The following is a 22182-nucleotide window of genomic DNA, read 5'->3' as shown; positions in this document are numbered from 1 at the left end:
ATTCCCGCCTGTGCGGGAATGACGGTTTAGAAGTTGCCCGAAACCTCAAAAAAACCGAAACCGAACAAGCCGGATTCCCGCAACATTCCGTCATTCCCGTGAAAACGGGAATCTAGAACCTCTAAACTTTCAGATAATTTTAAATATTGCCGTCGCCCAAAGGTCTGGTTTCCCGCCTGCGCGGGAATGACGGTGCGGAGGGTGTACGATGCCGTCTGAAACTTCGTCATTCCCGTGAAAACGGGAATCTAGAATCTCTAAAGCTTCAGCTAACCTTTGAATATTGCCACTATCCCAAGGTCTAGATTCCCGCCTGCGCGGGAATGACGGTTTAGAAGTTGCCCGAAATCTCAAAAAAACCGAAACCGAACAAACCGGATTCCCGCAACCTTTCGCCATTCCCGCAACTTTTCGTCATTCCCGTGAAAACGGGAATCTAGAATCTCTAAAGCTTCAGCTAACCTTTGAATATTACCGCTGCCCAAAGGTCTAGATTCCCGCCTGCGCGGGAATGACGGCGGAGAGTGGACGATGCCGTCTGAAACTTCGCCATTCCCGTCATTCCCGCAACATTCCGTCATTCCCGTGAAAACGGGAATCTAGAACCTCAAACTTTCGGATAACCTTTGAATATTGCTGTCGCCCAAAGGTCTGGTTTCCCGCCTGCGCGGGAATGACGGTTTAGAAGTTGCCCGAAATCTCAAAAAAAAACCGAAACCGAACAAGCCAGATTACCGCAACATTCCGTCATTCCCGTGAAAACGGGAATCTAGAACCTCTAAACTTTCAGATAATCTTTGAATATTGCCGTCGCCCAAAGGTCTGGATTCCCGCCTGCGCGGGAATGACGGCGAAGGGTGGATGATGCCGCCTGCGCGGGAATGACGGGTCTTTTATCATCTTTAAAGGCTGCCGCGCGCCATCTCGACGGCAGTTCGGACGGCGGCAGTCAGGCTACCGGAGTCCGCCCTGCCGGTTGCCGCCAAATCGAGCGCGGTGCCGTGATCGACGGAGGTGCGGATAAAGGGCAGACCCAGCGTGATGTTCACGCCCTGTCCGAAGCTGTGGTATTTCAACACGGGCAGCCCTTGGTCGTGGTACATCGCCAATACGGCATCCGCACCTTCGAGCATAAACGGTTGGAACAATGTGTCCGCCGGATACGGGCCGGCGAGGTTTATCCCTTCGCGGCGCAGGTTTTCGAGCGCGGGGATAATGGTGTCGGTTTCTTCGTGTCCGAGGTGTCCGCCCTCACCGGCGTGGGGGTTGAGTCCGGCGACTAGGATTTTGGGATTTTTGATGCAGAATTTGTGTTTTAAGTCGTGATGCAAAATGCGTGCGACGCTTTCAATCAGCGGTTGCGTGATGGCGGCGGCAACGTCTTTCAGCGGCAGGTGGGTCGTTACGAGGGCGACGCGCAGGCCTTTGCCGGCAAGCATCATCACGACCTGTCCCGTGCCGCTTTTTTCCGCCAGATATTCGGTGTGTCCACTGAAAAAACCTGTGCTTGCGCGCGCGTCGTTGATGATGCCTTTGTGCAGCGGCGCGGTAACGATGCCGTCGAAAATGCCGTCTGAAATGCCTGTGAGCGCGGTGTCTAGAAGTTGCAGCACATAGGCGGCGTTGGCAGGATTGAGTTTGCCCGCCTCAACCGCTTCGGCGGCAGGGATGTGCAGCACTTCCAGCACGCCTTCTTCGGGCGCGCCGCCTGATTCCGGATCGAAGTCGCGCAAGACGACGCTTTTGCCCAAGGCTTCGGCACGCGCGCGCAACAGGTGTTTGTCGCCCAATACCGCGCAGCGGCAGGGCAGGCGGGCAAATGCCAAGTCCAAACAAATATCGGGACCGATGCCGGCAGGCTCGCCGGAAGTAACGGCAAAAACAGGCTGTTTCATCGTGTTTGCTCCAAACAAAATGCGATTCTAACGCCGCAGGCGCGCGGCGATGTAAATTTTTCTGATTTTGTTGACAATCTGCTAGAATGGGCGTTTACAAAATTTAAACCCTGCTTACATACTGCCATATGTGCGGGTTTCAACTTTAAGGAAGCGATATGAACGAGAACTTTACCGAATGGCTGCACGGCTGGGTCGGCGCCATCAACGATCCGATGTGGTCATACTTGGTTTATATGCTTTTGGGTACGGGGCTTTTCTTCACCGTAACCACGGGCTTTGTCCAATTCCGCCTGTTCGGACGCAGCATCAAAGAAATGCTCGGCGGCCGCAAACAGGGGGACGACCCTCACGGCATCACGCCGTTTCAGGCATTTGTAACCGGCCTTGCCAGCCGCGTGGGCGTGGGCAATATCGCGGGCGTGGCCATCGCCATCAAAGTCGGCGGGCCGGGCGCGGTGTTTTGGATGTGGGTAACCGCCTTAATCGGTATGAGTTCGGCGTTTGTCGAATCTTCGCTGGCGCAGCTCTTTAAAGTCCGCGACTACGACAACCACCATTTCCGAGGCGGCCCCGCCTACTACATCACTCAAGGGCTGGGGCAGAAATGGCTGGGCGTGTTGTTCGCCCTGAGCCTGATTTTCTGTTTCGGCTTTGTGTTTGAAGCGGTTCAGACCAATACCATCGCCGATACCGTCAAATCGGCGTGGGGCTGGGAGCCTCATTATGTCGGCGTTGCCCTGGTGATTTTAACCGCGCCAATTATCTTCGGCGGCATCAGGCGCGTATCTAAAGCGGCGGAAATCGTCGTGCCCCTGATGGCGGTTTTGTACCTCTTTATCGCGCTTTTCATCATTTTGACCAATATTCCGATGATTCCGGACGTGTTCGGTCAGATTTTTTCGGGCGCGTTCAAATTCGACGCGGCAGCAGGCGGCTTCCTCGGCGGTCTGATTTCGCAAACGATGATGATGGGCATCAAACGCGGCCTGTATTCCAACGAGGCGGGTATGGGTTCCGCGCCGAACGCCGCCGCCGCCGCCGAAGTGAAACACCCTGTTTCGCAAGGTATGATTCAAATGTTGGGCGTGTTTGTCGATACCATCATCGTTTGTTCTTGCACCGCCTTCATCATCTTGATTTACCAACAGCCTTATGGCGATTTGAGCGGTGCGGCACTGACGCAGGCGGCGATTGTCAGCCAAGTGGGGCAATGGGGCGCGGGCTTCCTTGCCGTCATCCTGTTTATGTTTGCCTTTTCAACCGTTATCGGCAACTATGCCTATGCCGAGTCCAACGTCCAATTCATCAAGAGCCATTGGCTGGTTACCGCCGTTTTCCGTATGCTGGTTTTGGCATGGGTCTACTTCGGCGCGGTTGCCAACGTACCCTTGGTATGGGATATGGCAGACATGGCAATGGGCATCATGGCGTGGATCAACCTCGTCGCCATCCTGCTGCTCTCGCCACTGGCGTTTATGCTGCTGCGCGATTACACCGCCAAGCTGAAAATGGGCAAAGACCCCGAGTTCAAACTTTCCGAACATCCGGGCCTGAAACGCCGCATCAAATCCGACATCTGGTAAATCCTGAACATACACGGGCCGCTTCTTCACGAAGCGGCTTTTCTCTTCCTGCGCGCACTGTAAAAACAGGGCGAACAAGCGTACAATCCCAAACCTTTACTTTTGAATCCATTTCGTTTTTCAGACGGCATCCTGCTTGGAATGCCGTCTGAAACACCGTCAGGCAATACACACATGACCCACATGATTTACCCCAAAACCTACGACGTGATTGTCGTCGGTGGCGGCCATGCCGGTACCGAAGCCGCGCTCGCCGCCGCCCGCATGGGCGCGCAGACGCTTTTGCTCACACACAATATCGAAACGCTCGGACAAATGTCGTGCAACCCCTCCATCGGCGGCATCGGCAAAGGGCATTTGGTACGCGAACTCGACGCGCTCGGCGGCGCGATGGCGTTGGCCACAGACAAGTCCGGCATCCAGTTCCGCCGCCTGAATGCCAGCAAAGGCGCGGCAGTGCGTGCCACGCGCGCGCAGGCAGACCGTATCCTGTATAAAGCCGCCATCCGCGAAATGCTGGAAAACCAAGAAAACCTCGACCTTTTCCAACAAGCCGTCGAAGACGTAACGCTCGAGGGCGAACGCATCAGCGGCGTAATTACCGCGATGGGCGTGGAGTTTAAAGCACGTGCCGTGGTGTTGACCGCCGGCACGTTTTTGTCCGGCAAAATCCACATCGGTTTGGAAAACTACGAAGGCGGCCGCGCCGGCGACCCCGCCGCCAAATCCTTGGGCGGCCGTTTGCGCGAATTGAAGCTGCCGCAAGGCCGTCTGAAAACCGGCACGCCGCCGCGCATCGACGGGCGCACGATTGACTTTTCCCAACTGACCGAACAGCCCGGCGACACGCCCGTACCCGTCATGTCCGTGCGCGGCAACGCCGAAATGCACCCGCGCCAAGTGTCCTGCTGGATTACGCATACCAACACGCAAACCCACGACATCATCCGCTCAGGCTTCGACCGCAGCCCGATGTTTACCGGCAAAATCGAAGGCGTAGGTCCGCGTTATTGTCCGTCTATCGAAGACAAAATCAACCGCTTCGCCGACAAAGACAGCCACCAGATTTTCCTCGAACCCGAAGGTCTGACCACGCACGAATACTATCCTAACGGTATCTCCACCAGCCTGCCGTTCGACATCCAAATCGCGCTCGTCCGCAGTATGAAAGGTTTGGAAAACGCCCATATCCTGCGCCCCGGTTACGCCATCGAATACGACTACTTCGATCCGCGCAACCTCAAAGCCAGCCTCGAAACCAAAACCATTGAGGGACTGTTTTTCGCCGGACAAATCAACGGCACGACAGGCTACGAAGAAGCCGCCGCGCAAGGTTTATTGGCAGGCGCGAACGCCGTGCAATATGTGCGCGGACAAGACCCGCTCCTGCTGCGCCGCGAACAAGCCTATCTCGGCGTATTGGTGGACGACCTTATCACCAAAGGCGTGAACGAACCTTACCGAATGTTCACCAGCCGCGCCGAATACCGCCTGCAACTCAGGGAAGACAACGCCGACATGCGCCTGACCGAAGACGGCTACAAAATCGGCTTGGTGTGCGAAGCGCAATGGCGTATGTTCAACGAAAAACGCGAAGCCGTCGAACGCGAAATCCAACGTTTGAAAACAACGTGGTACACACCACAGAAACTCGCCGAAAGCGAACAAATCCGCGTATTCGGACAAAAGCTCAGCCGCGAAGCCAACCTGCACGACCTCCTGCGCCGCCCGAACCTCGACTACGCCGCACTGATGACGCTCGAAGGCGCGATGCCGTCTGAACATCTCTCCGCCGAAGTCATCGAACAAGTCGAAATCCAAGTCAAATACCAAGGCTATATCGACCGCCAAAACGAAGAAATCGACAGCCGCCGCGACATCGAAACCTTAAAACTGCCCAAGGATATTGATTACAGCAAAGTAAAAGGTTTGTCGGCAGAAGTGCAGCAAAAGCTCAACCAACACAAACCCGAAACCGTCGGGCAGGCAAGCCGCATTTCCGGCGTAACCCCTGCGGCAGTGGCATTGCTGATGGTGCATTTGAAGCGCGGGTTTAAAGACGCGAAATAAACACATCGGTACGATGCCGTCTGAAACACCGTTCAGACGGCATTCCTACTATCCCAACAGGAAACATCATGCACATACTGACCGCCGGCGTGGACGAGGCAGGACGCGGGCCTTTAGTCGGCAGCGTGTTTGCCGCCGCCGTCATCCTTCCGGAAACATTCGACCTGCCCGGACTGACCGACTCCAAAAAACTCAGCGAGAAAAAACGCGACGCGCTTGCCGAAATGATAAAAAATCAGGCGGTTGGGTGGCACGTCGCCGCCGCCGGGCCCGAAGAAATCGCCAGCCTAAACATCCTGCACGCCACCATGCTCGCCATGAAACGCGCCATTGACGGTTTGGCTGTGCGCCCCGAAAAAATATTCATCGACGGCAACCGCATTCCCGAACATTTGAATATCCCTGCCGAAGCCGTTGTCAAAGGCGACAGCAAAATCATCGAAATCTCCGCCGCATCCGTTTTGGCAAAGACCGCACGCGATGCGGAAATGTACGCACTGGCGCAACGCCATCCCCAATACGGTTTTGACAAACACAAAGGTTACGGCACGAAGCAGCATCTGGAAGCCCTCAAACAATACGGCGTGCTGCCCGAACACCGCCGAGACTTCGCCCCTGTCAGAAACCTGCTCGCGCAGCAGACACTGTTTTAAACCGGCACAAAAATGCCGTCTGAAGCCTTCAGACGGCATTTCCAGCATCGCAACTTCAAAGAGAAAGAACTCAAACCTTCATTCCCGCGAAAAATAGAAAATCAAAAAAAACCTAAAATCCGTCATTCCCGCGCAGGCGGGAATCCAATCCGTCCGGTTTCCGTTTTTTTTGAATTTCAGGTAACTTCCCAACCGTCATTCCCGCGAAAACAAAAAATCAAAAACTGAAATTTCGTCATTCCCGCAAAAGCGGGAATCCAGAAACCCAAAGCTGCAAGAATTCATCGGAAATGGCTGAAACTCAAAAAACTGGATTCCCGCGAAAACAGGAATCCGGAGTCTCAGGGTTGGAAAAACCGTTTTTCCCGATAAGTTTCCGTACCGACAGACCTAGATTCCCGCCTGCGCGGGAATGACGATATTTCAGTTTTCTGTTTTTGATTTTTTGTTTTTGCGGGAATGACGATATAGTGGATTAACAAAAATCAGGACAAGGCGACGAAGCCGCAGACAGTACAAATAGTACGGAACCGATTCACTTGGTGCTTGAGCACCTTAGAGAATCGTTCTCTTTGAGCTAAGGCGAGGCAACGCCGTACTGGTTTTTGTTAATCCACTATAAATGACGATATAAGTATTTTTATTTTAATCCGCCATATTAACGCACCCGGCCAAACAGCATAAAGGCACGGGCAGCCCGATTTGGATTGACCTATTTCCCCGACACCCTCGCCGCCAGCTCGTCCGCCAAGGCAAGATACGCCTTGGCACCCTTTGCCTGCGCATCATAAGCCATAACCGGCATACCGTGGCTCGGCGCTTCCGCAAGGCGGATATTGCGCGGGATGACGGTTTCAAACAGCAAATCCCCGAAATGGCTGCGCAACTGTTCGCTGACTTCGGCAACCAGCCTGCTGCGGCTGTCGTACATCGTACGCACGATGCCCGTGATGTCCAAATCAGGATTGACCGCCTGACGGATTTTGCGCACAGTCGCAATCAAATCGGAAATCCCCTCAAGCGCGTAATATTCGCACAACATCGGCACAATCACGCCGCCCGCCGCCACCAGCCCGTTAAGCGTCAACAGCGTCAGCGAAGGCGGACAGTCGATCAGGATAAAGTCGTAATCTTCCGCCACCGCCTTGAGCGCGTTTTTCAAACGCACTTCCCGGGCGATTTCCTGCACCAGCTCGATTTCCGCACCGGCCAGCGCGCGGTTCGCGCCCAACACAGCGTATCCGCCCTCTTTGCTGCGTACCGTCGCCGATTTCACGTCCGCATCGCCCAGTACGACCTGATAAACGCCGGACTGCAAACTTGCCTTGTCGATGCCGCTGCCCGTTGTCGCATTGCCCTGCGGATCCAAATCGACCACCAGCACGCGTTTGCCGCGCGATGCCAGCGAAGCCGCCAAATTTACCGTCGTCGTCGTTTTGCCCACACCGCCCTTCTGATTGGCGATGGCAAGGATGTTCGCACTCATGTCCCGCCCGTGTCCCGTCTGATGTTGAAAAAAGAAAAACAGTACGGAATTTTACCTTTATCCGCACAAAAAAGGTATTCATGCCGTCTGAAGCGCGCTCAACGCTTGCGGAGTATGGCGATATGGCGTTCCGCATCCAAGCCCGGCACGTCAAGCCTTTGGACTTTTTCGACGCACACATCCTGCGGCAGGCGGTCGATTTCCCCCTGCGGATACACGCCCTTCATCGCCGCCCAGTAGCCGCCGTCTTTCAACAGATGCGCCGTCCACGACACAAAATCCGCCAGTTCTGCAAACGCACGGCTGGTAATCACGTCGGCACGCACGTCCGAAACCGCCTCCACGCGTCCGGATACCACGCGCACATTGTCCAATCCCAACTCGATAACCGCCTGCTGTAAAAAAGCCGTTTTCTTCGTATTCGCATCCAAAAGGGTTATCTGCACATCCGGACGGCACACCGCCGCCGGAATGCCGGGCTGTCCGCCGCCCGAACCGACATCCAGCATCGTCTGTGCGCCTTCGATATAGGGCAGCAGCGTCAGACTGTCCAAAAGATGATGGACAATCATTTTTTCCTCGTCGCGCAGGGCGGTCAGATTGTAGGTTTTGTTCCACTTTTTCAACAAATCCACATAGGCCAAAAGCCTGTCCTGCGCCGTTTCCGAAATATCCGGCCCCATCGCGGCAATGCCTGCACGCAGGCGTTCTTTACGTTCCATATCTGCTTCCTGTCCATATTCAGGCGTAATGTTAACGGAAAAACATGCCGTCTGAAACCGCGTATCGGCGTTTCAGACGGCATTCCCGTTCCACCCTATTTTTTCCTGTGAAACACCACCGGCTGCACCGGCGCGCGCGTCAGGCGTTTGGGCAGCGTCAGCATCGCCACCAGCCACACGGCAAACGCATATTCCGACACCGCCTCCCCGCGCAGCCCGCCCAAGGCGGCACTACCCAACAACAGTTCAAAAATCCAAGCCACCGCCGCCGCCGCACAAGCCGCCACACCCGACAGAAACAGCGCGTAACGCGAATGCCGCCGCATCATCTTTTTGTACGCCAGTTTCGTCAGACCCGCCGATACAACCACATTCAAAAACGCAAACACACCGAACACAAACCAAACAGTGCCGTCCCAACCGCCACGCCGGCCGAATCCGCCGTCCGACACCGACACCAGCAGCCCCGCCCGTCCGAACACACATGCCAAGGCATCATGCACCGACAGTGCGAACGGCAGCGTCAAAAACACCAGCCCCGCAAACAGAGCCGCATAAGGATATTTCTCGTTCACAAACATCGCCGTCCCCCTCTTCCGAAACAGACCGAATTATATAGTGGATTAACAAAAATCAGGATAAGGCGACGAAGCCGCAGACAGTACAGATAGTACGGAACCGATTCACTTGGTGCTTCAGCACCTTAGAGAATCGTTCTCTTTGAGCTAAGACGAGGCAACACTGTACTGGTTTTTGTTAATCCACTATACCGCGCACTGCCTTGCCGCCCGCCAGAAAAGTTGCACAAACAACCGTTCATATATATCATAACGAAAAAAGCCGGTGTAGCTCAGTCGGTAGAGCAGCGCATTCGTAACGCGAAGGTCGGGGGTTCGATTCCCTTCTCCGGCACCAATACCAAGCACAGACCCTCCCTCGGGAAGCCTGTGCTTTTTCACATTTCCGCTTCAGACGGCACAACCGATATGAACACCTCGCAACGCAACCGCCTCGTCAGCCGCTGGCTCAACTCCTACGAACGCTACCGCCACCGCCGCCTCATACACGCCGTGCGGCTCGGCGGGGCCGTCCTGTTCGCCACCGCACTCGCCCGGCTGCTCCACCTCCAACACGGCGAATGGATAGGCATGACCGTCTTCGTCGTCCTCGGTATGCTCCAGTTTCAAGGGGCGATTTACTCCAAGGCGGTGGAACGTATGCTCGGGACAGTTATCGGGCTGGGTGCGGGTTTGGGCGTCTTATGGCTGAACCAGCATTATTTCCACGGCAACCTCCTCTTCTACCTGACCATCGGCACGGCAAGCGCACTGGCCGGCTGGGCGGCGGTCGGCAAAAACGGCTACGTCCCTATGCTGGCGGGGCTGACGATGTGCATGCTCATCGGCGACAACGGCAGCGAATGGCTCGACAGCGGCCTGATGCGCGCGATGAACGTCCTCATCGGCGCGGCCATCGCCATTGCCGCCGCCAAACTGCTGCCGCTGAAATCCACACTGATGTGGCGTTTCATGCTTGCCGACAACCTGACCGACTGCAGCAAAATGATTGCCGAAATCAGCAACGGCAGACGCATGACCCGCGAACGCCTCGAGGAGAACATGGCGAAAATGCGCCAAATCAACGCACGCATGGTCAAAAGCCGCAGCCACCTCGCCGCCACATCGGGCGAAAGCCGCATCAGCCCCGCCATGATGGAAGCCATGCAGCACGCCCACCGTAAAATCGTCAACACCACCGAACTGCTCCTGACCACCGCCGCCAAGCTGCAATCTCCCAAACTCAACGGCAGCGAAATCCGGCTGCTCGACCGCCACTTCACACTGCTCCAAACCGACCTGCAACAAACCGTCGCCCTTATCAACGGCAGACACGCCCGCCGCATCCGCATCGACACCGCCATCAACCCCGAACTGGAAGCCCTCGCCGAACACCTCCACTACCAATGGCAGGGCTTCCTCTGGCTCAGCACCAATATGCGTCAGGAAATTTCCGCCCTCGTCATCCTGCTGCAACGCACCCGCCGCAAATGGCTGGATGCCCACGAACGCCAACACCTGCGCCAAAGCCTGCTTGAAACGCGGGAACACGGTTGAGGGCCGGACACGATGCCGTCTGAAACGCCTGCCGCTTCAGACGGCACCCCCAATCCACCTACCTTGTCGTTATGCCCGAATAACGGTACTATTCGCAGTTAACAGTTTTCATGCCGTCTGAAAAGTTTGAAGCGCGTTTCAGACGGCTGCCCGCCTACCTTATCTTACCGAAAGAACAATATGATCAACGATATTCAAAAAACAGCCGAAGGCAAGATGCAGCGTTCGGTCGAAGTACTGAAAGAAAATCTGGCGAAAGTGCGTACCGGTCGCGCGCATACCGGCCTGCTCGACCAAGTGGAAGTCGAATACTGGGGCAGTATGGTCCCCGTCAGCCAAGTTGCCAACGTAACGCTTCTAGACGCGCGCACCATCGGCGTGAAACCGTTTGAAAGCAATATGGCGGCCAAAGTCGAGAAAGCCATCCGCGATTCAAACTTGGGTCTGAACCCGGCAGCCGTCGGCGATTTGATCCGCGTGCCGATGCCCATGCTGACCGAGGAACGCCGCAAAGACCTGATTAAAGTCGTGCGCGGCGAGGCGGAAGAAGGACGCGTCTCTATCCGCAACGTGCGCCGCGATGCCAACGACCACATCAAAAAACTCCTCAAAGACAAAGAAATTTCCGAAGACGAGGCACGTCGCGGCGAAGAAGCGGTTCAAAAACTGACCGACAAATACATTACCGAAGCCGACAAACTCCTGACTGCCAAAGAAGAAGATTTGATGGCAATTTAACCTGCACGGTTCGGCGTTCAGACGGCATTTGAACGCCGAACCGCGAAAGGCAGACATGAAAAGCAGCACGCAGGCCGTTTTAGAACACACCGCCATCCCCAAGCATATCGCCGTAATTATGGACGGCAACGGCCGTTGGGCGAAAAAACGTTTCCTCCCGCGCATAATGGGACACAAACGCGGCTTGGACGCATTGGAAAATATGGTGAAGCATTGCGCCAAACTGGGTGTGCAATATCTGACCGTGTTTGCCTTTTCAACCGAAAACTGGCGCCGCCCCGAAGACGAAGTTTCGTTCCTGATGGGGCTGTTTTTACAGGCTTTGCAAAAACAGGTACGCCGCCTGCACGAAAACAATATGCGCCTGAAAATACTGGGCAGCCGCGAACGCTTTAATCGGCAGATTCTGCAAGGCATCGAAGAGGCGGAAGCCTTGACGGCAAACAATACCGGTCTGACCCTGAGCATTGCCGCCGATTACGGCGGACGTTGGGATATTTTGCAGGCGGCAAACAAACTGATTGCCGAAGGCGTATCCGAGATTACGGAAGACACGCTGGCCAAACACTTGATGCTGGGCGATGCACCGGAACCGGATTTGTTCATCCGCACCGGCGGCGAAACGCGCATCAGCAATTTCCTGCTCTGGCAGATGGCTTATGCCGAACTGTATTTCACCGATATTTTGTGGCCCGATTTTGACGGCAAGGCTTTGGACGATGCCGTCGCTTCGTTCCAAAAACGCGAACGGCGGTTCGGACGCACCTCCGAGCAACTGCCTATCGAACAGCAAAGGAACTGAATATGCTGAAACAACGGGTGATAACTGCTATGTGGCTGCTGCCGCTGATGCTGGGCATGCTGTTTTACGCGCCGCAATGGTTGTGGGCTGCATTTTGCGGACTGATTGCCCTGATTGCCTTGTGGGAATATGCCCGTATGGGCGGTTTGTGCAAAATCAAAACCAACCATTACCTCGCCGCAACCTTGGTTTTCGGCGTGGTTGCCTATGCGGGCGGCTGGATGCTGCCTAATTTGGTTTGGTATGTTGTTTTGGCATTTTGGCTCGCCATCATGCCTTTATGGTTGAGATTCAAATGGAGGCTCAACGGCGGTTGGCAGGTTTATGCCGTCGGCTGGCTTCTGGTCATGCCGTTTTGGTTCGCGCTCGTATCCCTGCGCCCGAATCCCGATGATGCCCTGCCGCTGCTCGCCGTCATGGGTTTGGTCTGGGTTGCCGACGTTTGCGCGTATTTCAGCGGCAAGGCGTTCGGTAAACACAAAATCGCACCGGCAATCAGCCCCGGCAAAAGCTGGGAAGGCGCAATCGGCGGCGCGGTTTGCGTGGCCGTGTACATGACTGCCGTACGAAGTGCCGGCTGGCTGGCATTCGATACAGGCTGGTTCGATACCGTGTTAATCGGTTTGGTGCTGACCGTCGTCAGCATATGCGGCGACCTGTTGGAAAGCTGGCTCAAGCGCGCGGCAGGCATCAAAGACAGCAGCAACCTGCTGCCCGGACACGGCGGCGTGTTCGACCGCACCGACAGCCTGATTGCCGTTATCAGCGTCTATGCGGCGATGATGTCGGTTTTAAATTGATTCTATGCCGTCTGAAAACGCTTCAGACGGCATCCGGTATAAAGTTATCCTCATTATGACACCACAAGTCCTGACCATATTAGGCAGTACCGGCAGCATAGGCGAAAGCACGCTGGACGTTGTCTCCCGCCACCCCGAAAAATTCCGCGTATTCGCGCTGGCAGGGCATAAGCAAGTCGGGAAACTGGCGGCTCAATGTCAAACGTTCCGCCCCGAATATGCCGTCGTTGCCGATGCCGAACACGCCGCCCGGCTTGAAGTCCTGTTGAAACGCAACGGCACGGCGACTCAGGTTTTACACGGCGCGCAGGCATTGGTTGACGTTGCGTCTGCTGACGAAGTCAGCGGTGTCATGTGCGCCATCGTCGGGGCGGCGGGGCTGCCTTCCGCGCTCGCAGCGGCGCAAAAAGGCAAAACCATTTATCTGGCGAACAAAGAGACGTTGGTGGTTTCCGGCGCGTTGTTTATGGAAACCGCCCGTGCAAACGGCGCGGCAGTGTTGCCCGTCGACAGCGAACACAACGCCATTTTCCAAGTTTTGCCGCGCGATTACACAGGTCGTCTGAACGAACACGGCATCCGTTCGATTATCCTGACCGCTTCCGGCGGCCCGTTTTTAACGACCGATTTAGGCACGTTCGACAGCATTACGCCCGCCCAAGCGGTCAAACACCCCAATTGGAACATGGGGCGCAAAATCTCCGTTGATTCCGCCACCATGATGAACAAAGGTTTGGAGCTGATTGAAGCGCATTGGCTGTTCAACTGCCCGCCTGACAAGCTCGAAGTCGTCATCCATCCGCAATCCGTGATACACAGCATGGTGCGCTACCGCGACGGCTCCGTGTTGGCGCAACTGGGCAATCCCGATATGCGTACGCCCATCGCCTATTGTTTGGGCCTGCCCGAGCGCATCGATTCGGGTGTCGGCGACCTTGATTTCGACGCATTGTCCGCGCTGACCTTCCAAAAGCCCGACTTTGACCGCTTCCCCTGCCTAAAGCTCGCCTATGAAGCCATGAACGCAGGCGGAGCCGCGCCCTGCGTATTGAACGCCGCCAACGAAGCCGCCGTCGCCGCCTTTTTGGACGGACAGATTAAGTTTACCGACATTGCCAAAACCGTCGCCCATTGTCTTTCACAAGACTTTTCAGACGACCTCGGCAACATCGAAAACCTGCTGGCGCAAGACGCCGTTACCCGCAGGCAGGCGCAGGAATTTATCGCCGTATTGTGATAAACCGTGCCGCAACGATATAGTGGATTAACAAAAATAAAGTTAATCCACTATAAAAAATGACAGGTCATCTGAAAACCCGCCTATCCGTCATGTGTGGCGGACAAAACGGCAGACTGGCTTTATAATCGGCAAAATAACGCCAATAATATTTTCCATACATTGCGAATGCTTTTCAGACAACCCCTGCTCTCATATGCCGTCTGAAACATCGGCAACGTCAACCCATACCCAACCAGAGAGATTCTTTTGCACACCCTTCTAGCTTTTATCTTCGCCATCCTGATTTTGGTCAGCCTGCACGAATTCGGACACTACATCGTCGCCAGATTGTGCGGCGTCAAGGTTGTGCGTTTTTCCGTCGGCTTCGGCAAACCGTTTTTCACCCGAAAGCGCGGCGACACCGAATGGTGTCTCGCCCCGATTCCGTTGGGCGGTTACGTCAAAATGGTCGACACGCGCGAAGGCGAAGTATCAGAAGCCGATTTACCCTACGCTTTTGACAAACAACACCCCGCCAAGCGCATCGCCATCGTCGCCGCCGGCCCGCTGACCAACCTCGCACTGGCGGTTTTGCTGTACGGACTGAGCTTTTCCTTCGGCGTTACCGAACTGCGCCCCTACGTCGGCACAGTCGAACCCGACACCATTGCCGCCCGTGCCGGCTTCCAAAGCGGCGACAAAATACAATCCGTCAACGGCGTTTCCGTCCAAGACTGGGGCAGTGCGCAAACCGAAATCGCCCTCAACCTTGAGGCAGGCAAAGTCGCCGTCGCCGTTCAGACGGCATCAGGTGCGCCAGCCGTCCGCACCATCGACGCCGCAGGCACGGAAGAAGCAGGTAAAATTGCGAAAAACCAAGGCTACATCGGCCTGATGCCATTTAAAATCAGTACCGTTATCGGCGGAGTAGAAAAAGGCAGCCCCGCCGACAAAGCAGGCTTGAAAACAGGCGACAAGCTGACTGCCGCCGACGGCAAACCCATTCCCTCATGGCAAGAATGGGCAAACCTTACCCGCCAAAGCCCGGGCAGGAAAATTGCCTTAACCTACGAACGCGACGGGCAGGCGCGTACTGCCGACATCCGCCCCGATACTGTCGAACAGCCCGACCACACCCTGATCGGGCGCGTCGGCCTCCGTCCGCAGCCGGACAAGGCGTGGGACGCGCAAATCCGCCGCAGCTACCGTCCGTCTGTTGTCCGCGCATTCGGCATGGGCTGGGAAAAAACCGTTTCCCACTCGTGGACAACCCTCAAATTTTTCGGCAAACTAATCAGCGGCAACGCCTCCGTCAGCCATATTTCCGGTCCGCTGACCATTGCCGATATTGCCGGACAGTCCGCCGAACTCGGCTTGCAAAGTTATTTGGAATTTTTGGCACTGGTCAGCATCAGCCTCGGCGTGCTGAACCTGCTGCCCGTCCCCGTTTTGGACGGCGGCCATCTCGTGTTTTATACTGCCGAATGGATACGCGGCAAACCTTTGGGCGAACGCATCCAAAACATCGGTTTGCGCTTCGGGCTTGCCCTCATGATGCTGATGATGGCAATCGCTTTTTTCAACGACATTACCCGCCTGCTTGGCTGAATTTCACGTTTCGTTATGCCGTCTGAAAGCATAACGCACCACAAGGAACTTATGATGAAACTGAAACAGATTGCTTCCGCACTGATGGTCTTGGGCATATCGCCTTTGGCATTTGCCGACTTTACCATCCAAGACATCCGTATCGAAGGCTTGCAGCGTACCGAACCGAGTACCGTATTCAACTACCTGCCCGTAAAAATCGGCGATGCCTACAACGACGGCCGCGGCGGGGAAATCATCAAAAGCCTGTACGCGACCGGATTCTTCGACGACGTACGCGTTGAATCCGCGGACGGACAGCTCCTGCTGACCGTCATCGAACGTCCCACCATCGGCTCGCTCAACATCACCGGCGCAAAAATGCTGCAAAACGACGCCATTAAGAAAAACCTCGAATCGTTCGGGCTGGCACAGTCGCAATACTTTAATCAGGCAACACTCAACCAGGCAGTCGCCGGACTAAAAGAAGAATATCTCGGACGCGGCAAACTCAACATTCAAATTACCCCCAAAGTTACCAAACTCTCCCGCAACCGTGTCTCCATAGACATCACGATTGACGAGGGACAATCCGCCAAAATCACCGACATCGAATTTGAAGGCAACCAAGTCTATTCCGACCGCAAACTGATGCGGCAAATGTCCCTGACCGAAGCCGGCATTTGGACGTGGCTGACCAGAAGCAACCAGTTCAACAGTCAGAAATTCACCCAAGATATGGAGAAAATAACCGATTTCTACCAAAACAACGGCTATTTCGACTTCCGTATCCTCGATACCGACATCCAAACCAACGAAGACAAAACCAAGCAGACCATCAAAATCACCGTCCACGAAGGCGAACGTTTCCGCTGGGGCAAAGTCTCCATCGAAGGCGACACCAAAGAAGTCCCCAAAGCCGAACTGGAAAAACTGCTGACCATGAAGCCCGGCAAATGGTACGAACGCCAGCAGATGACCGCCGTTTTGGGTGAGATTCAGAACCGCATGGGCTCGGCAGGCTACGCATACAGCGAAATCAGCGTCCAACCGCTGCCCAATGCGGAAACAAAAACCGTCGACTTCATACTGCACATCGAACCGGGCCGGAAAATCTACGTCAACGAAATCCATATCACAGGCAACAACAAAACCCGCGACGAAGTTGTGCGCCGCGAATTGCGCCAAATGGAATCCGCGCCTTACGACACTTCCAAGCTGCAACGCTCCAAAGAGCGCGTCGAGCTTTTAGGCTACTTCGACAATGTCCAGTTTGATGCCGTCCCGCTTGCCAACACGCCCGACAAAGTCGATTTGAACATGAGCCTGACCGAACGTTCCACCGGTTCCCTGGATTTGAGCGCGGGCTGGGTTCAAGATACCGGCTTGGTCATGTCCGCAGGCATTTCCCAAGACAACCTGTTCGGTACGGGCAAGTCGGCCGCCCTGCGCGCCTCCAGGAGCAAAACCACGCTTAACGGCTCGCTGTCGTTTACTGACCCGTACTTCACGGCAGACGGGGTCAGCCTGGGCTACGATATTTACGGAAAAGCCTTCGACCCACGCAAATCGTCCTCCGGCGTGAAACAATATAAAACCACCACCGCCGGCGGCGGCGTAAGGATGGGTATCCCCGTTACCGAATACGACCGCGTGAATTTCGGTTTGGCGGCAGAACACCTGACCGTCAACACCTACAACAAAGCACCCAAACGCTATGCCGACTTTATCAAGAAATACGGCAAAACCAACGGCGCAGACGGCAGCTTCAAAGGCTGGCTGTACAAAGGTACCGTTGGCTGGGGACGCAACAAAACCGACAATGCCCTGTGGCCGACACGCGGCTACCTGGCAGGCGTCAATGCCGAAATCGCCCTGCCCGGCAGCAAACTGCAATACTACTCCGCCACCCACAACCAAACCTGGTTCTTCCCCCTGAGCAAAACCTTCACGCTGATGCTCGGCGGCGAAGCCGGCTATGCCAACGGCTACGGCAAAACCAAAGAAATCCCCTTCTTTGAAAACTTCTACGGCGGCGGCCTGGGTTCGGTGCGCGGCTACGAAAGCGGCACGCTCGGTCCGAAAGTGTATGACGAATACGGCGACAAAATCAGCTACGGCGGCAACAAAAAAGCCAACGTTTCCGCCGAGCTGCTCTTCCCGATGCCCGGTGCGAAAGACGCACGCACCGTCCGCCTGAGCCTGTTTGCCGATGCAGGCAGCGTATGGGACGGCAAAACCTATACCGCCGCCGAAAGCGGCAACAACAAATCGGTTTACCCGGAAAACGCGCATAAATCCACCTTTACCAACGAACTGCGCTATTCCGCCGGCGGCGCGGTTACTTGGCTCTCGCCTTTAGGCCCGATGAAATTCAGCTACGCCTACCCGCTGAAGAAAAAACCGGAAGACGAAATCCAACGCTTCCAATTCCAACTCGGTACGACGTTCTAATCCCGCACATGCCGTCTGAAGCCCTTCAGACGGCATTTCGCGGCAACATCCGAAGGAGTTTTACCATGACCCGTTTGACCCGCGCGTTTGCCGCCACCCTGATCGGTTTGTGCTGCACCGCAGGCGCGCACGCCGACACCTTCCAAAAAATCGGCTTTATCAACACCGAACGCATCTACCTCGAATCCAAGCAGGCGCGCGAGATTCAAAAAACGCTGGACGGCGAATTTTCCGCCCGTCAGGACGAATTGCAAAAACTGCAACGCGAAGGTTTGGATTTGGAAAGGCAGCTTGCCGAAGGCAAACTCAAAGACGCAAAAAAGGCGCAAGCCGAAGAAAAATGGCGCGGGCTGGTCGCAGCGTTCCGCAAAAAACAGGCGCAGTTTGAAGAAGACTACAACCTCCGCCGCAACGAAGAGTTTGCCTCCCTCCAGCAAAACGCCAACCGCGTTATCGTCAAAATCGCCAAACAGGAAGGTTACGATGTCATTTTGCAGGACGTGATTTACGTCAACACCCAATACGACGTTACCGACAGCGTCATTAAAGAAATGAACGCCCGCTGACCCTTTCAGACGGCATACCGAACAGGAAAACCATGATTCCGGCCACCTACACCCTGTCCCAAATCACCGCGCAGCTCGGCGGCGAATGGCGCGGCGAGGACATTTCCGTTACCGCCGTGCGCCCGCTCGCAGACGCGCAGGCGGAACACATCAGCTTCCTCGCCAATCCGAAATACAAAGCCGAAGTCCACGACAGCAGCGCGGGCGCGTTCATCGTTTCCGCCAAAGCGGCAGACGGATTTGAAGGGCGCAACCTGATTGTCGCCGACGACCCCTATCTCTATTTCGCCAAAGTCGCGCGCCTGTTTTCACCCGTCGTCAAAGCGCGCGGCGGCATCCATCCGACCGCCGTCGTCAAACCGAGTGCCACCGTTCCCGCAAGCTGCGAAATCGGCGCGAACGCCTACATCGGCGCAAACACCGTGCTCGGCGAAGGCTGCCGCATCTTGGCAAACGCCGTCGTCCAACACGATTGCCGTTTAGGTGATGAAGTTGTTTTACATCCCAACGCCGTCGTTTATTACGGCTGCACACTCGGCAATCGCGTCGAGATCCACAGCGGCGCGGTCATCGGCGCGGACGGTTTCGGACTCGCCTTCGCCGGCGATTCGTGGTTCAAAATCCCGCAAACCGGCGCGGTAACGCTGGGCGACGACGTAGAAATCGGCTCGAACACCAACATCGACCGCGGTGCGATGAGCGACACCACCGTCGGCAACGGCACCAAAATCGACAACCAAGTCCAAATCGGACACAACTGCAAAATCGGTTCGCACACCGTCATCGCCGCCAAAACCGGCATCTCAGGCAGCGTAACCATAGGCAGCTACTGCATCATCGGCGGCGGCGTTGGCACGGTCGGACACATCGAAATCGCCGACAAAACCACCATCGGCGGCGGCACGTCCGTCACCCACAGCATTACCGAAAGCGGCAAACACCTTGCCGGCATCTTCCCGATGTCCGAGCATAAAGAATGGGCGCGCAACGCCGTTTACATCCACCGCTTAAGCGAAATGAACAAACGTCTCAAAACGCTGGAACAGCAGCTTTCAGACGGCAAAGACACGCAATAAATCCAAACCGATTTTTCCAAGGAACACAAAAACATGGACGTTCAACTCCCCATCGAAGCCAAAGACATCCAAAAACTCATCCCCCACCGCTACCCGTTTCTCCAACTCGACCGCATTACCGCCTTCGAGCCGATGAAAACCCTGACCGCGATTAAAAACGTCACCATGAACGAACCGCAGTTCCAAGGCCACTTCCCCGACCTGCCCGTGATGCCCGGCGTGCTGATTATCGAAGCCATGGCGCAAGCGTGCGGCACGTTGGCGATTTTGAGCGAAGGCGGGCGCAAAGAAAACGAATTCTTCTTCTTCGCCGGCATAGACGAAGCCCGTTTCAAACGCCAAGTCATCCCCGGCGACCAACTCGTCTTTGAAGTCGAGCTGCTGACCAGCCGACGCGGCATCGGCAAATTCAACGCCGTTGCCAAAGTGGACGGGCAAGTTGCCGTCGAAGCCGTGATTATGTGCGCCAAACGCGTGGTTTGAGCGTTCGGAAAAAGGTCGTCTGAAAGTTTCAGACGACCTAATAAAAAGAAAACCCACCGGTTTAGGTTTATTCAAACCCAGGGACACGGTGGGGATTAGTTTTATCTAACTGTATCAAATATAGTTTGAAACGTCAATTTTATAGTGGATTAAATTTAAACCAGTACGGCGTTGCCTCGCCTTAGCTCAAAGAGAACGATTCTCTAAGGTGCTGAAGCACCAAGTGAATCGGTTCCGTACTATTTGTACTGTCTGCGGCTTCGTCGCCTTGTCCTGATTTTTGTTAATCCACTATACAATAAGGAATCAGGTATTAGCGTGAATTATAAGGAATGCTGTAGTATTTTTTCTGATTTCAGAATGGAACGATATAAAAATGCCGTTGGGGAAGACAAAGCGGCTGAATTGTATTTATTGAATCTATCTTTATCAAGAGAACTTTTTCATGTTGTTTCAATATTTGAGATTGTTTTAAGAAACAAAATTGACATTTGCCTTCAACAGGAGTTTAAAGACAGAAACTGGTTATATGATAGCATACAGCCACAAACGAATCCTGCATTGAAATATCAAGGTTGCTTTTTAAGAAATGGTACGAAAGAATCTGCTGAATTAATCAAGGTTGCATTATCTAAAATACAAAATAATAGCGGAGGAAAGTTTGACCACAACCAATTGGTTGCAGGACTAGGATTCGGTTTTTGGCGGTATCTGTTTGCGGGAGGGAAAGATGCTCAATTTGATGCTACAGGGAAAGTATTGATGAAAGTTTTTCCAAAAAAGCCCAAATCTACACCAAGTGTGCAATATAACCAAAAATGGATTTTTCGAGAACTTTCCAATATTAACAATTTCCGTAATCGTTTGGCACATCACGAACCGATTTGTTTTAAAGGTGCAATAAAAGATACCAACTACGCTAGAAATATTCACCAATCTATTTTTGAACTGCTTAATTACATGGATGTAGATACTACTTCAGTATTTAGCCATTTTAGCGATCAAGTGATTGCGGTCTGCGATGAAATCGACAAACTGTAATTTTCTATTATTTGTCTTAACAAGCAGCGGAGTATTAAAAACATGACCCTTATCCACCCGACCGCCGTCATCGACCCCAAAGCCGAACTCGACTCCAGCGTCAAAGTCGGCGCGTACACCGTTATCGGCCCCAACGTCCAAATCGGTGCGAATACCGAAATCGGCCCGCACGCCGTCATCAACGGCCACACCAGCATCGGCGAAAACAACCGCATTTTCCAATTTGCCAGCCTCGGCGAAATTCCGCAGGACAAAAAATACCGCGACGAGCCGACCAAGCTGATTATCGGCAACGGCAACACCATCCGCGAATTCACCACCTTTAATTTAGGCACGGTAACCGGCATCGGCGAAACCCGTATCGGCGACGACAACTGGATTATGGCGTACTGCCACCTCGCGCACGACTGCGTGGTCGGCAACCACACCATTTTCGCCAACAACGCCTCGCTTGCCGGACACGTTACCATCGGCGACTACGTCGTTTTGGGCGGCTACACGCTGGTTTTCCAATTCTGCCGCATCGGCGACTACGCTATGACCGCCTTCGCCGCAGGCGTACACAAAGACGTGCCGCCCTATTTTATGGCATCGGGCTACCGCGCCGAACCGGCCGGCCTCAACAGCGAAGGTATGCGCCGCAACGGTTTTACCGCAGAGCAGATTTCCGCCGTCAAAGACGTGTACAAAACCCTCTATCATCGCGGCATTCCGTTTGAAGAAGCCAAGGCAGACATTCTCCGCCGCGCCGAAACCCAAGCCGAGCTTGCCGTATTCCGAGACTTTTTCGCACAATCGACGCGCGGCATCATCCGCTGACCATACCCTTTTGATGCCGTCTGAAACCTCCNAAAGCGTTTCAGACGGCATTTGCGCTATAATTCAAACCA

General features: G+C 54.7%; 19 protein-coding genes and 1 tRNA gene. 16 read left to right on the top strand and 4 right to left on the bottom strand.

Features of this window, described 5'->3' with window-relative positions:
- Positions 1 to 902: 902 nt before the first annotated feature.
- Positions 903 to 1895: a 4-hydroxythreonine-4-phosphate dehydrogenase PdxA gene (gene pdxA, locus ACRPFF_RS00570; protein ID WP_432673502.1), complete on the bottom strand. Its 993-nt coding sequence runs from the start codon at positions 1893 to 1895 to the stop codon at positions 903 to 905.
- 158 nt (positions 1896 to 2053) lie between these two features.
- Between pdxA and ACRPFF_RS00565 the strand changes: the two genes are divergently transcribed.
- The 3 genes from ACRPFF_RS00565 to rnhB all read left to right on the top strand — a co-directional run bounded on the left by ACRPFF_RS00565 (position 2054) and on the right by rnhB (position 6204).
- Positions 2054 to 3481: an alanine/glycine:cation symporter family protein gene (locus ACRPFF_RS00565; RefSeq protein WP_432673501.1), complete on the top strand. Its 1428-nt coding sequence runs from the start codon at positions 2054 to 2056 to the stop codon at positions 3479 to 3481.
- Positions 3482 to 3655: 174 nt separating this feature from the next.
- Positions 3656 to 5551 (top strand): tRNA uridine-5-carboxymethylaminomethyl(34) synthesis enzyme MnmG, encoded by a 1896-nt coding sequence (mnmG, locus tag ACRPFF_RS00560; RefSeq protein ID WP_432673512.1) that lies wholly within the window; start codon positions 3656 to 3658, stop codon positions 5549 to 5551.
- Positions 5552 to 5619: 68 nt separating this feature from the next.
- On the top strand, positions 5620 to 6204 hold the full coding sequence (gene rnhB, locus ACRPFF_RS00555; protein WP_432673500.1) for a ribonuclease HII: 585 nt from the start codon (positions 5620 to 5622) through the stop codon (positions 6202 to 6204).
- Between the two features lie 712 nt (positions 6205 to 6916).
- Here rnhB and ACRPFF_RS00550 read toward each other — a convergent pair.
- The 3 genes from ACRPFF_RS00550 to ACRPFF_RS00540 all read right to left on the bottom strand — a co-directional run bounded on the left by ACRPFF_RS00550 (position 6917) and on the right by ACRPFF_RS00540 (position 8993).
- Positions 6917 to 7690, bottom strand: a complete 774-nt coding sequence (locus ACRPFF_RS00550) for a ParA family protein (RefSeq protein ID WP_432673499.1) — start codon at positions 7688 to 7690, stop codon at positions 6917 to 6919.
- Between the two features lie 98 nt (positions 7691 to 7788).
- Entirely contained in the window at positions 7789 to 8412 is a 624-nt protein-coding gene (rsmG, locus tag ACRPFF_RS00545; protein WP_432673498.1) for a 16S rRNA (guanine(527)-N(7))-methyltransferase RsmG, read from the bottom strand.
- 95 nt (positions 8413 to 8507) lie between these two features.
- Positions 8508 to 8993 carry a hypothetical protein gene (locus ACRPFF_RS00540; protein ID WP_432673497.1) on the bottom strand — a complete coding sequence of 162 codons (486 nt, stop codon included), beginning with the start codon at positions 8991 to 8993 and terminating at the stop codon, positions 8508 to 8510.
- Between the two features lie 258 nt (positions 8994 to 9251).
- On the opposite strand from ACRPFF_RS00540, the gene ACRPFF_RS00535 reads away from it, so the two are divergent.
- The 13 genes from ACRPFF_RS00535 to lpxA all read left to right on the top strand — a co-directional run bounded on the left by ACRPFF_RS00535 (position 9252) and on the right by lpxA (position 22111).
- Positions 9252 to 9327, top strand: a tRNA-Thr gene (locus ACRPFF_RS00535).
- 32 nt (positions 9328 to 9359) lie between these two features.
- Positions 9360 to 10526: an FUSC family protein gene (locus tag ACRPFF_RS00530; RefSeq protein ID WP_432673496.1), complete on the top strand. Its 1167-nt coding sequence runs from the start codon at positions 9360 to 9362 to the stop codon at positions 10524 to 10526.
- Between the two features lie 180 nt (positions 10527 to 10706).
- Positions 10707 to 11264 carry a ribosome recycling factor gene (gene frr / locus ACRPFF_RS00525; RefSeq protein WP_002244379.1) on the top strand — a complete coding sequence of 186 codons (558 nt, stop codon included), beginning with the start codon at positions 10707 to 10709 and terminating at the stop codon, positions 11262 to 11264.
- Between the two features lie 55 nt (positions 11265 to 11319).
- Positions 11320 to 12066 (top strand): isoprenyl transferase, encoded by a 747-nt coding sequence (locus ACRPFF_RS00520; RefSeq protein WP_002218592.1) that lies wholly within the window; start codon positions 11320 to 11322, stop codon positions 12064 to 12066.
- Between the two features lie 2 nt (positions 12067 to 12068).
- Positions 12069 to 12866, top strand: coding sequence for a phosphatidate cytidylyltransferase (locus ACRPFF_RS00515; RefSeq protein WP_432673495.1), 798 nt, complete (start codon positions 12069 to 12071; stop codon positions 12864 to 12866).
- A gap of 4 nt (positions 12867 to 12870) precedes the next feature.
- A complete protein-coding gene (gene ispC, locus ACRPFF_RS00510) occupies positions 12871 to 14103 on the top strand; it encodes a 1-deoxy-D-xylulose-5-phosphate reductoisomerase (protein ID WP_432673494.1) in 1233 nt (410 codons plus the stop codon).
- A gap of 249 nt (positions 14104 to 14352) precedes the next feature.
- A complete protein-coding gene (gene rseP, locus ACRPFF_RS00505; protein WP_432673493.1) occupies positions 14353 to 15693 on the top strand; it encodes an RIP metalloprotease RseP in 1341 nt (446 codons plus the stop codon).
- Between the two features lie 54 nt (positions 15694 to 15747).
- Positions 15748 to 18126, top strand: coding sequence for an outer membrane protein assembly factor BamA (bamA, locus tag ACRPFF_RS00500; RefSeq protein WP_432673511.1), 2379 nt, complete (start codon positions 15748 to 15750; stop codon positions 18124 to 18126).
- Positions 18127 to 18191: 65 nt separating this feature from the next.
- Positions 18192 to 18692: an OmpH family outer membrane protein gene (locus tag ACRPFF_RS00495; protein WP_107863408.1), complete on the top strand. Its 501-nt coding sequence runs from the start codon at positions 18192 to 18194 to the stop codon at positions 18690 to 18692.
- A gap of 32 nt (positions 18693 to 18724) precedes the next feature.
- Positions 18725 to 19768, top strand: coding sequence for a UDP-3-O-(3-hydroxymyristoyl)glucosamine N-acyltransferase (lpxD, locus tag ACRPFF_RS00490; protein WP_432673492.1), 1044 nt, complete (start codon positions 18725 to 18727; stop codon positions 19766 to 19768).
- A 33-nt stretch (positions 19769 to 19801) separates the two neighbouring features.
- Entirely contained in the window at positions 19802 to 20251 is a 450-nt protein-coding gene (gene fabZ / locus ACRPFF_RS00485) for a 3-hydroxyacyl-ACP dehydratase FabZ (RefSeq protein ID WP_003675936.1), read from the top strand.
- 360 nt (positions 20252 to 20611) lie between these two features.
- Positions 20612 to 21292 (top strand): Abi family protein, encoded by a 681-nt coding sequence (locus tag ACRPFF_RS00480; protein ID WP_104916094.1) that lies wholly within the window; start codon positions 20612 to 20614, stop codon positions 21290 to 21292.
- 42 nt (positions 21293 to 21334) lie between these two features.
- Positions 21335 to 22111, top strand: a complete 777-nt coding sequence (gene lpxA / locus ACRPFF_RS00475; protein ID WP_118792943.1) for an acyl-ACP--UDP-N-acetylglucosamine O-acyltransferase — start codon at positions 21335 to 21337, stop codon at positions 22109 to 22111.
- Positions 22112 to 22182 lie beyond the last annotated feature (71 nt).

Source organism: Neisseria sp. SLRRB23, assembly GCF_050896295.1.
GTDB lineage: Bacteria > Pseudomonadota > Gammaproteobacteria > Burkholderiales > Neisseriaceae > Neisseria.
This window is presented reverse-complemented; position numbering and strand designations above follow the sequence as displayed.